The sequence below is a fragment of the Pseudomonas sp. 18058 genome (assembly GCF_902706155.1).
Taxonomy (GTDB): domain Bacteria; phylum Pseudomonadota; class Gammaproteobacteria; order Pseudomonadales; family Pseudomonadaceae; genus Aquipseudomonas; species Aquipseudomonas rustica.
In genome coordinates this window covers 40,624-54,943 of record NZ_CACSJY010000002.1, presented here as the reverse complement: position 1 = coordinate 54,943, position 14,320 = coordinate 40,624, and the positions used below count along the sequence as shown (strand labels likewise).

Below are 14,320 nucleotides of genomic sequence, written 5' to 3'. Positions count from 1 at the left end.
GAATGGCCGTTGGATGCAGCTTTTGCGCCAGCTCTGTTTTTTCGTTGTGTTGTTAGTTAGATCGTATTCGCGAGCAAGCCCGCTCCCAAACAGGAACACATTCCAAGGTGGGAGCGGGCTTGCTCGCGAAAGCGGCTGATCAGCCGCCGATAATCTTCATGACGGTCGCACCGCCAGAGAACGCCACTTCCTGCTTGTCGCCCAACGCCTTGACCAACAAACGCTGCAGCGCTGGCAACGCCTGATGACGCGGCTTATCAAGCAGATCACCGACATAGTGGCGGTTGCTCGACGACAGGCAGCCATGCAGCCAACCCGTCGACGACAGTCGCAAGCGCGAGCATGTCCGACAGAACGGCACGCTTTCGTTGGCGATCACGCCGAAGTTGCCCAGGCCAGGAATCGCATAGCGCACAGCGGTGGCATCGATCGGCGCATCAGTCTGCGCATACTCGTAGCGCTCGCCGATCAGGCTGAGCAATTGCTCAAGGCTGACGAACTGTTGCAGAAACGCATTGGAGTCTTTGGCCAGGTGGCCCATGCGCATCAATTCGATGAAGCGCAGTTCGAAACCTCGTTGCAGACAGTAATCAAGCAGCGGCATCACTTGATCAAGGTTCTGCCCGCGCAACGGCACCATGTTGACCTTGATCTTCATCCCCGCGGCGGCGGCTTGATCCATGCCATCAAGCACGGTGGCCAGATCGCCGCCGCGGGCGATGCTGCGGAAGGCGCCGGCGTCGAGGGTATCGAGGGACACGTTGATCCGGCGTATACCGGCATCGACCAACAGCGGGAGTTTCTTGGCGAGAAGCTGGCCGTTGGTGGTCAGACTGATGTCTTCCAGGCCCATCTTGCCGACGGCGGTCATGAACGATTCGAGTTTCGGGCTGACCAGCGGCTCGCCGCCGGTGATGCGCAAGCGCTCGATACCGGCCGCTTCGATCAGGTACTCAACGCCGCGCGCCATGGCTTCGGCCGACAGTTCATCCTGCGCAGCCACCAGCCGCTTGCCGTTGGGCACGCAGTAGGTACACGCGTAATTGCAGGCTGAGGTCAGGCTGATGCGCAAATTGCGAAAACGCCTGCCTTGACGGTCAACGATCATGATCACTCCGGCGGAAAAATTTCGAGCCGCTAAAACTTGACTCACAAATCAAGTTTTAGCAAGCCCTATGCCTGAGTATATTCCTGCGGTACTGCGACATGTAGCGAAATCATGGCGCAATAAGGCGGCTGAATGGCTCAGCTGCTTGGGGTTTCCGGGTCGCGCTTGCGCTTGTTGCCCATGCGCACGCCGATGTCCATCAGGAACTGGAAGAAACCTTCCTGATCTTCCAGCACGTTGCTCCAGAACGGCGAGTGATACAGCGCCACCGCGCCGTGCACCAGCGCCCAGGATGCGCAGTAGTGGAAGTACGGCGGCACGTCTTCGAGTTTGCCTTCGCTGATGCGGCCCTTGATCAACAGGGTCAGACGTTCGAAGTTCGAGGCACGGATCTTGTGCAGCTCTTCGACCATTTCCGGCACTTGATTGCCCTTGACCACCTTCTCCTCAAGGCGATCGAACAGGCGATAGCGCTGCGGGTCGCGCATGCGGAATTCGAAATAGGCGCGGGACAGCGCTTCCTTGTCTTTGTCGACGTCGGCCGAATGCAGCAGCTCGTTCAAATCGCGCTCGTAATCGAGCATCAGGCGCAGGTAGATTTCCGCCTTGGATTTGAAGTGCTTGTAGATCGTGCCTTTGCCGATACCGACGGCATCAGCAATCATCTCGACGGTGACACTGTCTTCACCTTGGTCGAGGAACAGCTTGAGCGCGGTATCGAGAATTTCTTGCTCGCGGCGACGAAACTCACGGACCTTACGAGGTTCTTTGTGCATAAGAAAAGGTCTGAAGGGTCAAAATTCGAAGCCGCGTATTATGCCTAACTTGCGCAAAAATGCACGGATCATCCGACCATATCTGCGTTTCTTGTTCATTTTGAGAACGTTTTGGACGCAATGAGAACTCAACTGAAGCAAACGTATTCCAAATTTGTTTAAAAACCCCGACCGGCTCACTGGACTGCACGCCAGACTGATCAATACTTGAACTGTCGGGCGACATCTCCCCCAAGTGTCGCGCCGATAAAGGTACCAACGGACCGCGTGCCTTTGTTTTACTCCTAATGGTCTTAACCCGGATTCACCCCCCAGAACCCGGGTTTTTTTTGCCTGCGATTTGACCCTTACCCCAGCTACCCGAACATCACACCTGTAGGAGCTGCCGCAGGCTGCGATCTTTTGCCTTTGCCTGTCAAAATCAAGATCAAAAGATCGCAGCCTGCGGCAGCTCCTACACGGCAGATTTAACGGAGGCCAGCGGGAACAGCCGTTTGAAGTTTTCGGTGGTCTGCTCGGCAAAGCGCTCGTAGTTCTCACCGCGCAGCATCGCGAGGAATTCCGCGACTTCACGCACGTATTGCGGCAGGTTTGGCTTGCCGCGGTACGGGATCGGCGCCAGGTACGGCGAGTCGGTTTCCACCAGCAAGCGATCCGCCGGAACTTTGCTCGCGACATCGCGCAACGCGTCGGCATTGCGGAAGGTGACGATCCCCGACAGGGAAATGTAATAACCCATGTCCAGCGCTGCTTTGGCCATGTCCCAGTCTTCGGTGAAGCAATGCAGCACACCGGCCTGAGGCAACGCCGCTTCGCGCAGCAGTTCAAGAGTATCGGCCCGCGCGCCACGGGTGTGGATGATCACCGGTTTGCCCGTCTGCTGAGCCGCTTGCAGGTGCAGACGAAATGACTCCTGCTGCAACTCAGCGGCTTCCGGCTCGTAGTGATAGTCCAGACCGGTTTCGCCGATCGCCACCACTTTCGGGTGATTGAGTTCGTGCAGCAACCAATCCAGCGCAGGCGCAGCGCCCGGCTGCACATCCAGCGGATGCACGCCGACCGAGCAATCGACGTCATCGTAACGCTCAGCAAGGGCTTTGACGTCGGCAGCGTTGTCGGCGCTGACGCCGATGCACAGAAAGTGCCCTACCCCGCGCTGCCGGGCGGCATCGAGTGCGGCATCCAGCGAACCGTCATGGGCGGCGAGGTTGAGGCGATCAAGGTGACAATGGGAATCTACGAGCATAAAAAGGACGGCTACTTACATCGTATGAGTGGGACGGTCGGACTTGAGGGCTCCGGCCAGATGGGTTTCGATGCGACTGCGCGCGGTGTTGTCGCCATCATTAAACTGCACGCCGACACCGGCGGCGCGATTGCCCTGCGCACCTTTGGGCGTGATCCAGGCGACCTTGCCGGCCACCGGAATCTTCTCCGCCTCGTCCATCAGGTTCAGCAGCATGAACACCTCGTCGCCCAACTTGTAGCTCTTGTTGGTCGGGATGAACAGACCGCCGTTCTTGATGAACGGCATGTAGGCGGCGTAAAGCACCGACTTGTCCTTGATGGTCAGGGACAAGATGCCGTTACGCGGCCCCGGGCTGACGGGTTCATTCATGTTGACCTCCACTGCTGATGTTCAGAGTCTAGGTACACATTCTTATCTTTGGCCAGGCAATCCCGCCCATTGCACCAACAATGCCTCCAGCAGCAACGCCGGATTGAGGTTGGCCTTGCTCATGACTTTCTGCCGCTGCGCGAGAATCCAGTCCTGAATCTCGAGGACTTTGCCCTGCGCACTTTTCTGCGCCAGGTACTGCACAACTTTACGCATATCGGTCAGGCCGAGGCCCGCTTCATCCTGCGTCAGTTGATAGCGCAGGATCAGGCTCGACCAGTCGCAGAACCAGTCGAACAGGCGCAGCATCGGAATGCTTTTCCACTCTTCGGCCAGTTGCGTCGGCGATTGCTGCTGTTTGAGCAACTTCTTCACGCCTTCGACCACTTGCGCGCGCTGTTCACGCACACCCTGAGATTGCAGACTGACCGCCATCAACGGCGAACCGGCCGCCAGCGTCAGCAGTTCGACACGCTCCTCTTCCGAACATTCCGGCAGAGCCTGAGCCAGCCATTGCAGGCTCATCGCCTCACTCGGCAGCGGACAGGCCTGTTGCACGCAACGACTCTTGATCGTCGCCAGCAAACGGCTGGTCTGATGGCTGACCAACAGCAACACAGTATCGCCGGACGGTTCTTCAAGGCTTTTCAGCAAGGCGTTGGCGGCGTTGATGTTCATCGCCTCGACCGGCTCGATCAGCACCACTTTGCGCCCGCCCAGTTGCGCGGTTTGCACCACGAAACTGACCAGATCACGCACCTGATCGACTTTGATCGCCTTGTCGGCTTCTTCCGGTTCGAGGATGTAATTGTCGGGATGACTGCCGGCCCTGAGCAGCATGCAGGATTTGCACTCGCCGCACGCTTCCGGGGTCGGACGCTGGCACAGCAGGCTCGCCATCAAGCGCTCGGCCAGCGCGCGCTTGCCGATCCCTGCCGGGCCGTGCAGCAAATACGCGTGCGCGTGTTGCTTACGCCCGGCCAATTGCTGCCAGAGGCTGTCCTGCCATGGATAGGCCTCAGCCACGGGCCAGCTCCAGCAAGTTCGGCAGCAAGGTATCCAGCGATTGCTGAACCTTGGCCAATGGTTGGCCGGCGTCGATGCGCACATAGCGCGCAGGATCGGCTTCGGCGCGCTTCAGAAACGCATTGCGCACTGCCTCGAAAAACGCCCGGCCTTCCAGCTCGAAACGATCGAGACGACCACGGGCGCTGGCGCGAGCGAGGCCGATTTCCACCGGCAGATCGAAAATCAAGGTCAGATCAGGACGCAGATCGCCCTGCACGAAGTTTTCCAGCGTAGCGATGCGCTCCAGTGACAAACCTCGTCCACCACCCTGATAGGCATACGTCGAATCGGTGAAACGGTCGCACAGCACCACTGCACCGCGGGCCAGCGCCGGACGAATCACTTCGGCCAGGTGCTGAGCGCGCGCCGCGAACACCAGCAACAGCTCGGCATCCGGGTTCATGACTTCGTCGGCCGGGGCCAGCAGCACATCGCGGATCCGCTCGGCCAGTGGCGTACCGCCGGGCTCACGGGTCAGCACCACTTCGATACCGGCGGCGCGCAGGCGCTCGGCGAGGTACTCGCGGTTGGTGCTTTTGCCGGCGCCTTCCGGGCCTTCCAGAGTAATAAACAAGCCAGTCACAGGCAGTCCTTAGTCAAAGTCATTGCGCGTTAGAGGGTGCAGCGGCGTCCGGTGCCGGGGTTGGCGCAGGTTCCTCGGCGGGAACTTGCGGCAACGCTTCCGGCGCCGTGTCCGGAGATGCCGCAGGAATCGGATCTTGCGCAGATTCCGGTGTAACTACAGGCGCCGGGCTGGAACGATAATCCGCACGACGCTTGAGCTGAAACTCACGCACCGCCGCGTTATGCGCATCGAGATCATCCGAGAACACATGGCTGCCGTCGCCACGCGCGACGAAGTAGAGGCTGGTGCCATCGACCGGATTCAGCGCCGCATGAATCGCTTCACGCCCGACCATCGCAATCGGCGTCGGCGGCAGGCCAGGAATCACGTAAGTGTTGTACGGCGTCGGCTCTTTCAAATGCGCGCGGGTCAGCTTGCCGGTGTAGCGATCACCCAAACCGTAGATCACCGTCGGGTCGGTCTGCAACTGCATGCCCAGCGCCATCCGCCGTACGAAGACCCCGGCAATCTGCCCACGCTCTTGCGGGACGCCGGTTTCTTTTTCGACCAGCGAAGCCATGATCAGCGCTTGATACGGCTCTCGGTAAGGCACGTCCGACGCACGTTTTTCCCATTCGCTGGCCAGCACTTCATCGAGACGGTCGAAGGACTTTTTCAGCAACTCGGCATCGGTCATACCGCGCACGAAGCGATAGGTGTCAGGAAAGAAACGCCCTTCCGGGAACAGGCCTTTATGGCCGATCTTCGCCATTACGTCGCTGTCGCTCAAACCGCTCAGGGTCTGCTCGATTTTCTCGTCCTTGGCCAATGCAGCACGCACTTGATGGAAGTTCCAGCCCTCGACCAGGGTCAGGCTGTACTGAACCACGTCGCCGCGCTTCCAAGAGTCGATCAGACCATTAACGGTCATGCCCGGCTGCATGCGGTATTCACCGCTGTGGATCGGTGTGCCGGCGAGGTTGAAGCGCCAGTAAACCCGTAGCCAGAACGCGTCCTTGATGACGCCATCGGTTTCGAGTTCGAGGAAAGTACGGGTGGGGGTAGAGCCTTTCGGCACATCCAGCAGCTCTTCCTGCGTGATGTTCAGGGGTTGTTCCAGTGCGGAGTGAATCTTCCAGGCGCTGGCGCCCAACAACAGCCCTGCCAGAACCAGTCCGGTTTCCAGCAGCAGCAAAAGTTTACGTCTCACGAATCAGGCATCCAGTAGCGCGCGGGCAATGGTTTGCAGTTTACGGGTGAGCGGGCCAACCGGCCAGCTCAGTGCAGCGTAGGCGCGTACCGGCCACACGCCATAAACACTGTTGCAGAGGAACACTTCATCAGCCCATTGCAGCTGTTCGAGGCTGATGTCGACGATTTGCGTGGGGATGGCCAATGACTCGGCCTGAAACAATATTTCGGCGCGCATCACACCGGCGACACCGCAGCGTTTCAGATCCGGCGTGATCAACACACCGTCACGCACCAGAAACACGTTGCTGAACACCCCTTCAATAACACGACCAGCCTGATCAAGCATCAAGCCTTCGGCGTGCTCGCTGTCCTGCCATTCGGCGCGGGCGAGCACTTGTTCGAGTCGGTTGAGGTGTTTGAGTCCGGCAAGCAATGGCTGAATAGCCAAGCGTGTGCTGCACGGAAACAGGCGAACGCCTTGTTCAGCATGAACATCGGGATAAGCCGCCGGTGGATTGCCTTGCAGAATGCGTCGGCCCGGCGCCGCAGGATCGGGCGCATAACCGCGCAAACCGTCGCCACGGGTGAGGATGAGCTTGAGCACGCCCTCGCCCATCGCTGCCGCATAGCTCAGCAGCTCATGGCGAATCAGCTCGATATCGGCGGCGATGGCCAGACGCGAACAGCCATCGGCCAGTCGCGTCAGATGCCGATCCAGCAGGATCGGTTGGCCGCCACGCACAGCGATAGTCTCAAACAGACCATCGCCGTAAGCCAGGCCGCGATCTTTCAGCGACAGAGCGTCAGCCGGTTGACCGTCGACCCAGCAGTCCATCAGCCTGCGAACCGACGGAACGCCAAGGTGCCGTTAGTGCCGCCAAAACCGAAGGAGTTGGACAACACAACATCGATGTCCATGTTGCGCGCAGTGTGCGGCACGAAATCGAGATCGCAGCCTTCGTCCGGCTCATCGAGGTTGATGGTCGGTGGTGCCACCTGGCTGTTGATCGCCAGCACGCTGAAGATCGCTTCAACCGCGCCCGCTGCACCCAACAGGTGGCCGGTCATCGATTTGGTCGAGCTGACCGCCAGCTTGTAGGCGTGCTCACCGAACACCGACTTGATCGCGTTGGCTTCGGCAAGGTCGCCGGCCGGAGTCGAAGTGCCGTGGGCGTTGATGTACTGCACTTGGTCGACGTTGATCTTCGCATCGCGTAGCGCATTGGTGATGCAGCGTGCTGCACCGGCGCCATCGGCCGGTGGCGAAGTCATGTGGAACGCATCGCCGCTGGTGCCGAAACCGATCAGCTCGGCGTAGATGGTCGCGCCACGTGCCTTGGCGTGTTCGAGTTCTTCAAGCACCAGTGCACCGGCACCGTCGGACAGGACGAAACCGTCACGGCCCTTGTCCCACGGACGGCTGGCACGGGTTGGCTCGTCGTTGCGGGTCGACAGCGCACGGGACGCGCCGAAGCCGCCCATGCCCAGACCGCAGGCGGCCATTTCGGCACCGCCGGCAATCATCACGTCGGCTTCGTCGTACATGATGTTGCGCGCGGCCATGCCGATGCAGTGCGTACCGGTGGTGCATGCAGTGGCGATGGCGTAGTTAGGCCCCTGTGCACCCAGATGGATGGACAGAAAACCGGAAATCATATTGATGATCGAGCCTGGCACGAAGAATGGCGAGATTCGACGCGGGCCCGTCTCATGCAGGGTACGGCTGGTTTCTTCGATGTTGGTCAGACCGCCGATACCCGAACCCATGGCCACGCCAATGCGTTCACGGTTGGCGTCGGTGACTTCCAGACCGGAGTTGCGCACGGCTTGAAAGCCGGCGGCGAGACCGTACTGAATGAACAGGTCGAGCTTGCGTGCTTCCTTGACCGACAGGTATTCCTCGACATTGAAGCCCTTTACCGAGCCGCCAAAGCGGGTGGAATAGGCAGAAAGGTCGGTGTGTTCGATCAGACCAATGCCACTGCGGCCAGCCAGAATGCCCTGCCAACTGCTCGGCACATCCGTGCCCAGTGGCGACAACATACCCATACCGGTGACTACGACGCGTCTACGCGACACAGCACTCTCCTTTTTCAAATGACGACGACTTTGCATCAGGCCTAAAGAAAAAACCGCACGCCATGATGGCAGTGCGGTTTTTCCATGACAGCAAACAACGATTACAAACTATTACGCCTGGTGGCTAGTAACGTAGTCGATTGCAGCTTGTACAGTAGTGATCTTCTCAGCTTCTTCGTCAGGGATTTCGGTCTCGAATTCCTCTTCCAGAGCCATCACCAGCTCAACGGTGTCAAGGGAGTCGGCACCCAGGTCTTCTACGAAGGAAGCGGTGTTAACCACTTCTTCTTCTTTAACACCCAGTTGCTCGGCAACGATTTTCTTGACGCGCTCTTCGATGGTGCTCATACCTTGTTTTCACTCCTAATGGACAAATTCAGGCAGCTGGCCAGTGGGTAAGTGTATAGAAAGACTTTTCAGCTTTTCAACTGAAAGCTTCACTCCTCAAACCCGGTGGCCCTCTGCCTATAAATAGATTGCAGCTTTATAACGGATTTTAGACAGCTCGTATGACATTTTTTTGAAGCAATCCGTCACATTTTACTTACATGTACATCCCACCGTTCACCGGGATTGTAGCCCCAGTGACGTATGCCGCACCGTCGGATGCAAGAAAAGCGACCACAGACGCGATCTCTTGAGCTTGTCCCAGACGACCCAGCGGAATCTGCGTCTGCAAGGCTTCACGCTGTGCTTCAGGCAGTTCGCGGGTCATATCGGTGTCGATAAACCCTGGGGTTACCGAGTTGACCGTAATCGAACGCGAACCGACTTCACGCGCCATGGCACGGCTGAAACCTTCCAGACCGGCCTTGGCGGCTGCATAGTTTACTTGGCCAGCGTTGCCCATGGCACCCACTACCGAGCCAATACTGATAATTCGACCCCAGCGCGCCTTGGTCATGCCGCGCAGAACGCCCTTGGACAGGCGGAATAGACTGTTCAGGTTGGTATCGATCACGTCGTACCACTCATCGTCTTTCATGCGCATCATCAGGTTATCGCGGGTGATGCCGGCATTATTGACCAGGATCGCCACTGGCGCACCGAACTGCTCCTGAATGCTCGCCAGCACTGCGCTGACCGATTCATCGCTGGTCACGTTCAGCTCAAGGCCAGTGCCCTGAATACCATTTTCCTTCAGGGTTGCAGCAATGCGCTCAGCACCCGAAGCCGAGGTCGCGGTGCCAATAACGATGGCGCCCTGACGACCCAGTTCCAGCGCGATGGCCTGGCCGATGCCACGGCTTGCACCGGTGACCAGTGCAACTTTACCTTGCAGACTCATGCAAGTTTCTCCTGATTCAGGCTTGCGCTGCGCGAGCGGCAGCGAAAGCGTCTGGGGTATTGAGGTTGGAAGTCGCCACGCCTTCAGCGCAACGTTTGTTCAGACCGGCGAGGACTTTGCCCGGGCCACATTCGACCAGATTGGTCGCGCCCTTGGCTGCCAGCGTCTGTACCGATTCAACCCAGCGCACTGGCTTGTAGAGTTGTTCGAGCAGATCACGCTTGAGGGTTTCCAGATCAGCCGGCACTTGCGCGCTGACGTTCTGAACCACCGGGATCTGCGGCGCCTGCCAGTCGATGGCGGCGATGGATTCGGCAAAGCGCTCGGCGGCCGGACGCATCAGTTCGCAGTGCGACGGCACGCTTACCGGCAGCGGCATCGCGCGCTTGGCACCACGGGCCTTGCAGCCTTCGATGGCGCGCTCAACGGCAGCCTTGGCACCGGCGATAACGACTTGGCCAGGCGAGTTGAAGTTGACGGCGCTGACCACTTCTCCTTGCGCTGCTTCGGCGCAGGCTGCCAGCACGTCAGCGTCTTCCAGACCGAGGATGGCGGCCATGCCACCCTGCCCGGCCGGAACCGCTTCCTGCATCAGTTGGCCACGGCGCTCAACGAGCTTCACCGCGTCAGCCAGCGTCAGGCTGCCAGCGGCAACCAGCGCGCTGTATTCACCCAGGCTGTGACCGGCAACAAAGGCCGGACGCGCGCCACCTTCTGCCAGCCACAGACGCCACAGGGCGATCGAAGCGGTCAGAATGGCCGGTTGGGTTTTATCGGTTTGATTGAGCAGCTCTTCCGGGCCCTGCTGGGTCAGTGCCCACAGGTCATAGCCCAGAGCAGCGGAGGCTTCTTGGAATGTTTCGAGGATCAGCGGGTATTGCGCGCCCAGCTCGGCCAGCATGCCGAGGGACTGCGAACCCTGTCCTGGAAAGACGAATGCGAGGGAAGCAGACATGTAACAAGCCCCTAATGATCTTGTCGTCGGAAAATGACGCCCCGCTTGGGGACGCAAGAAACTGACAGTTGGATGGCCCTTTGAACCGGGCGGTCACATTTAAGCATTGTCCGACGAAAACGCCTAAGACAACAAATCCTCCAGACGACCGTGGAGACGCTCGGGCAAGTTCTCTTGAATCTCGATCAGCGCACGCTGGATCGCACTCTGGAAGCCCTGAACACCGGCCGAACCGTGACTTTTCACGACGATGCCCTGCAAGCCGAGAAAGCTTGCGCCATTGTGTCGCGCCGGCGCCAGATCAGCCTGCAAACGCTTCATCAATGGCAGCGCCAACGCACCCACCGCACGGGACGCCAGATTCTTTTTGAACAGCGCCTCGATGCGCGCAGCAATCATCGTCGCCAGGCCTTCGCTGGATTTGAGCAGAATATTGCCGACGAAACCGTCGCACACCACCACATCCGCCTCGCCGCGATACAACCCGTCGCCTTCAATGAAGCCGATGTAGTTGATGCCACGAGCAGCCTGCAACAACGTCGCCGCCAGTTTGACCTGCTGGTTACCCTTGATGTCTTCAGTGCCGATATTCAGCAGCGCCACACGCGGACGATTGATCCCCAGCGTCTGCGCCGCCACCGAACCCATTACCGCAAATTGCAGCAGATGCTCGGCACTGCAATCGACATTGGCGCCCAGATCGAGCAACTGGCAAAAACCCTTCTGCGTCGGAATCGCCGCCACCATCGCCGGGCGATCAATACCCGGCAAGGTCTTCAGCACAAATCGCGACAGCGCCATCAACGCACCGGTATTGCCGGCACTGACACAGGCTTGCGCCTTGCCATCACGCACCAGCTCCAGGGCGACACGCATCGACGAGTCCGGCTTGCCACGCAGGGCTTGAGTCGGTTTTTCGTCCATGGTGATGACTTCGCTGGCACCCACGATCGTCAGGCGCGCGCGATCGGCAGCCGATTGGCCGTGGATCAATTCTTCAAGAAGGGAGGGTTGACCGACGAGGGTCAGGTGCAGCGAGGGCGTAGCAAAAAGGCAAGCAAGGCTGGCCTGAACAATGCTGCGGGGACCGAAGTCCCCGCCCATTGCGTCAATCGCGATGACTTGAGCGGACAAGTGATTACTCGTCAGCGCCCTTGTCGATCACTTTACGGCCACGGTATACGCCTTCTGGCGATACGTGGTGACGCAGGTGAACTTCACCAGTGGTTTTTTCTACAGACAGGGTGCTAGCCTCGAGAGCGTCGTGCGAACGGCGCATGTCACGGGCAGAGCGGGATTTTTTGTTCTGCTGAACAGCCATAATTGATTAACTCCTAAACGTTTGGGTCACGCTTTAACTGCGCCAATACACTGAACGGGTTGGACCGCGTTGACTCGTCCTCGCTCGGTTCGGGCTCATCGAGACCCGCCGGCTGCTGGCATTCTTCCGGATGATGAGCAGGCACAATGGGCAAGGCGAGCAGAAGCTCCTCCTCGATCAGTGACTGCAGATCCAATGGATCTTCGCCCAGTTCCAGCACGTCATAACCTTTCGGCAACGACTGGGTATTCGCACCCTCTTTCACCACAGCATAACTGCATTCGCTGTGGATCGGCAGGGTGACCAGCTCAAGACAACGCTGGCAAACCATTTTGACCTCGGTGTCGATAAAGCTGTGGATCACCACAGATTTACGTTCATCTCGTTCAAAAACGAATTTCGCCTGCACCGTACCGACATCGTCGGAAAGCGGGTCGCAGAGTCTCTTCAAATCGGCTAGCAGCAATTCACCTTGAAGGGTGGTGCCACGATCAGCCAATTTGCGCGGGTCAACGTGAGGTGGAATCGGGTCATTCAACATAGGCGCAGCATTATAGGGATGCACCCACCCATGTCAAAGGAAATTGTTCCCTGTCCGTCACTTGCACGCCTCCGCTAGAATTCGCACCTGCCTCAGGAGACACGAATGCTGCCTTTATTACTCGCTTCAAGCTCGACATATCGTCGCGAATTGCTCGCCAGACTGCACGTGCCGTTCGTCTGCTCCTCGCCGGATATCGATGAAAGTCATCGTCCGGGCGAGCCAGCCATCGAACTGGTCAAACGCCTCGCCGAACAAAAAGCCCGGGCACTGGCCGACAGTCATCCTGCGCACTTGATCATCGGCTCTGACCAGGTTGCCGTGCTCGGTGAGCAGATCATCGGCAAGCCGCACACCTTCGAGAAGGCCCGCGAGCAACTGATGGCCGCCAGCGGCGCCAGCGTGACCTTCCTGACCGGCCTGGCACTGCTCAACAGCCAGACCGGCGAATGCCAGGTCGACTGCGTGCCGTTTACCGTACACATGCGCCAGCTCGATCAGGCGCGCATTGAGCGCTATCTGCGCATTGAGCAGCCTTATGACTGCGCTGGCAGCTTCAAGGCTGAAGGTTTGGGGGTGAGCTTGTTTCAGTCTACCGAAGGGCCTGACGCTACCAGCCTGATTGGCCTGCCGCTGATTCGGCTGATCGACATGTTATTGGCTGAGGGTGTGCATATTCCTTAAAAGCAAAAGATCGCAGCCTTCGGCAGCTCCTTCAGGATTTATGTCATCACAAAAATGCGATCGGACATGAAACGTGTAGGAGCTGCCGCAGGCTGCGATCTTTTGATCTTTACAACGAATTAACGCAACGAAGGCCCGTGGAAACCCATCCACATCGCCAACTGCTCAGCCACGCTGGCGCCAAGCTTTTTCGAGAAGCGATCAAACGGCGATTCCTGAACGGTGAAATCCACCAGTTCTTTCTCGCCAATCACGTCACGCGCAACCGAGCTGGCATTGCCCAGCCCATCGATCAAACCTAACGGCAGCGCCTGCTCGCCCGACCAGACCAGCCCGGAGAACAGTTCCGGATGCTCTTTATCCTTCAGACGATCACCACGGCCCTGCTTGACGCTATTGATGAACTGTTTGTGCGTGGTATCCAGCACCGTCTGCCAGAACGCCGTTTCATCCGGCTTCTGCGGCTGGAACGGATCGAGGAACGACTTGTGTTCGCCCGAGGTATACGTGCGACGCTCAACGCCAAGCTTCTCCATGGTGCCGACAAAACCGTAACCGGCCGCCGTCACACCGATCGAACCGACCAGACTCGCCTTGTCGGCATAAATCTGATCCGCCGCGCTGGCGATGTAATAGGCACCGGAGGCACCCAGGTCGGAAATCACGGCGTACACCTTGATATCCGGGTGCAGGCCGCGCAGGCGCTTGATCTCGTCATACACATAACCTGACTGCACCGGACTGCCGCCCGGGCTGTTGATGCGCAGGACGACACCTTTGACCTTCTTGTCCTCAAACGCAGCGCGCAGACTGCCGACAATATTATCGGCGCTGGCCGGCTCTTTATCGGCAATCACCCCGGTGACATCGATCAACGCGGTGTAGTTATCGCTACGGGTGGCGCTTTTTTCCATGTCCATCAGCGGGGTGAACAGGATCAGCGCAATAAACAGATAAACAAACGTCAGCAGCTTGAAGAAAATCCCCCAACGCCGCGAACGGCGCTGCTCTTGCACGCCGGCCAGGAGAGTCTTCTCCAGCAGCTTCCAGCTTTTCTCGTCACCGCCGTCGGCATCTGCCTTGGCCGGTGCTTTCCATTCGTCGGTCATGCCATCCACCCCAG

The 14,320-nt window shown here is 58.7% G+C and carries 17 protein-coding genes; 1 reads left to right on the top strand and 16 read right to left on the bottom strand.

All coding sequences use genetic code 11. The annotated features are described in order from the left end of the window. Positions 1–139 precede the first annotated feature (139 nt). The 15 genes from GVL50_RS01450 to GVL50_RS01380 all read right to left on the bottom strand — a co-directional run bounded on the left by GVL50_RS01450 (position 140) and on the right by GVL50_RS01380 (position 12,513). Positions 140–1,108, bottom strand: coding sequence for a GTP 3',8-cyclase MoaA (locus GVL50_RS01450; RefSeq protein ID WP_159811500.1), 969 nt, complete (start codon positions 1,106–1,108; stop codon positions 140–142). Positions 1,109–1,245: 137 nt separating this feature from the next. Continuing rightward, positions 1,246–1,884 (bottom strand): TetR/AcrR family transcriptional regulator, encoded by a 639-nt coding sequence (locus GVL50_RS01445; protein WP_007908276.1) that lies wholly within the window; start codon positions 1,882–1,884, stop codon positions 1,246–1,248. Positions 1,885–2,338: 454 nt separating this feature from the next. Continuing rightward, positions 2,339–3,130, bottom strand: coding sequence for a TatD family hydrolase (locus GVL50_RS01440; RefSeq protein ID WP_159811499.1), 792 nt, complete (start codon positions 3,128–3,130; stop codon positions 2,339–2,341). Between the two features lie 15 nt (positions 3,131–3,145). Further along, positions 3,146–3,502 carry a PilZ domain-containing protein gene (locus tag GVL50_RS01435; protein WP_007950801.1) on the bottom strand — a complete coding sequence of 119 codons (357 nt, stop codon included), beginning with the start codon at positions 3,500–3,502 and terminating at the stop codon, positions 3,146–3,148. 42 nt (positions 3,503–3,544) lie between these two features. Then, positions 3,545–4,528, bottom strand: coding sequence for a DNA polymerase III subunit delta' (locus tag GVL50_RS01430; protein ID WP_159811498.1), 984 nt, complete (start codon positions 4,526–4,528; stop codon positions 3,545–3,547). Further along, positions 4,521–5,153 carry a dTMP kinase gene (tmk, locus tag GVL50_RS01425; protein ID WP_053122595.1) on the bottom strand — a complete coding sequence of 211 codons (633 nt, stop codon included), beginning with the start codon at positions 5,151–5,153 and terminating at the stop codon, positions 4,521–4,523. Before tmk ends, GVL50_RS01430 begins: the two co-directional genes overlap by 8 nt. Positions 5,154–5,172: 19 nt before the next feature. Continuing rightward, a complete protein-coding gene (gene mltG, locus GVL50_RS01420; RefSeq protein ID WP_159811497.1) occupies positions 5,173–6,345 on the bottom strand; it encodes an endolytic transglycosylase MltG in 1,173 nt (390 codons plus the stop codon). A 3-nt stretch (positions 6,346–6,348) separates the two neighbouring features. Next, entirely contained in the window at positions 6,349–7,164 is an 816-nt protein-coding gene (gene pabC, locus GVL50_RS01415) for an aminodeoxychorismate lyase (protein ID WP_159811496.1), read from the bottom strand. After that, positions 7,164–8,408 carry a beta-ketoacyl-ACP synthase II gene (gene fabF / locus GVL50_RS01410; protein ID WP_053122604.1) on the bottom strand — a complete coding sequence of 415 codons (1,245 nt, stop codon included), beginning with the start codon at positions 8,406–8,408 and terminating at the stop codon, positions 7,164–7,166. Before fabF ends, pabC begins: the two co-directional genes overlap by 1 nt. Before the next feature lie 111 nt (positions 8,409–8,519). Continuing rightward, positions 8,520–8,756, bottom strand: coding sequence for an acyl carrier protein (acpP, locus tag GVL50_RS01405; RefSeq protein ID WP_003175607.1), 237 nt, complete (start codon positions 8,754–8,756; stop codon positions 8,520–8,522). A 196-nt stretch (positions 8,757–8,952) separates the two neighbouring features. After that, the gene (gene fabG, locus GVL50_RS01400) at positions 8,953–9,696 is read right to left on the bottom strand and encodes a 3-oxoacyl-ACP reductase FabG (RefSeq protein WP_007908254.1); all 744 of its coding nucleotides are present in this window, start codon (positions 9,694–9,696) and stop codon (positions 8,953–8,955) included. Positions 9,697–9,712: 16 nt separating this feature from the next. Further along, positions 9,713–10,651: an ACP S-malonyltransferase gene (fabD, locus tag GVL50_RS01395; RefSeq protein ID WP_159811495.1), complete on the bottom strand. Its 939-nt coding sequence runs from the start codon at positions 10,649–10,651 to the stop codon at positions 9,713–9,715. 123 nt (positions 10,652–10,774) lie between these two features. Continuing rightward, positions 10,775–11,785, bottom strand: coding sequence for a phosphate acyltransferase PlsX (plsX, locus tag GVL50_RS01390; protein WP_159811494.1), 1,011 nt, complete (start codon positions 11,783–11,785; stop codon positions 10,775–10,777). Positions 11,786–11,789: 4 nt separating this feature from the next. Beyond that, positions 11,790–11,972 (bottom strand): 50S ribosomal protein L32, encoded by a 183-nt coding sequence (rpmF, locus tag GVL50_RS01385; RefSeq protein ID WP_003179396.1) that lies wholly within the window; start codon positions 11,970–11,972, stop codon positions 11,790–11,792. Between the two features lie 13 nt (positions 11,973–11,985). Then, entirely contained in the window at positions 11,986–12,513 is a 528-nt protein-coding gene (locus tag GVL50_RS01380; RefSeq protein ID WP_008086273.1) for a YceD family protein, read from the bottom strand. Positions 12,514–12,618: 105 nt separating this feature from the next. Here GVL50_RS01380 and GVL50_RS01375 point away from each other — a divergent pair, with 105 nt between their 5' ends. After that, complete coding sequence (locus GVL50_RS01375; RefSeq protein WP_159811493.1) at positions 12,619–13,197, top strand: nucleoside triphosphate pyrophosphatase; 579 nt, start codon at positions 12,619–12,621, stop codon at positions 13,195–13,197. 119 nt (positions 13,198–13,316) lie between these two features. Here the strand turns inward: GVL50_RS01375 and sppA are convergent, their stop codons facing one another. Further along, positions 13,317–14,306, bottom strand: coding sequence for a signal peptide peptidase SppA (gene sppA / locus GVL50_RS01370; RefSeq protein ID WP_053122616.1), 990 nt, complete (start codon positions 14,304–14,306; stop codon positions 13,317–13,319). Positions 14,307–14,320: the final 14 nt, after the last annotated feature.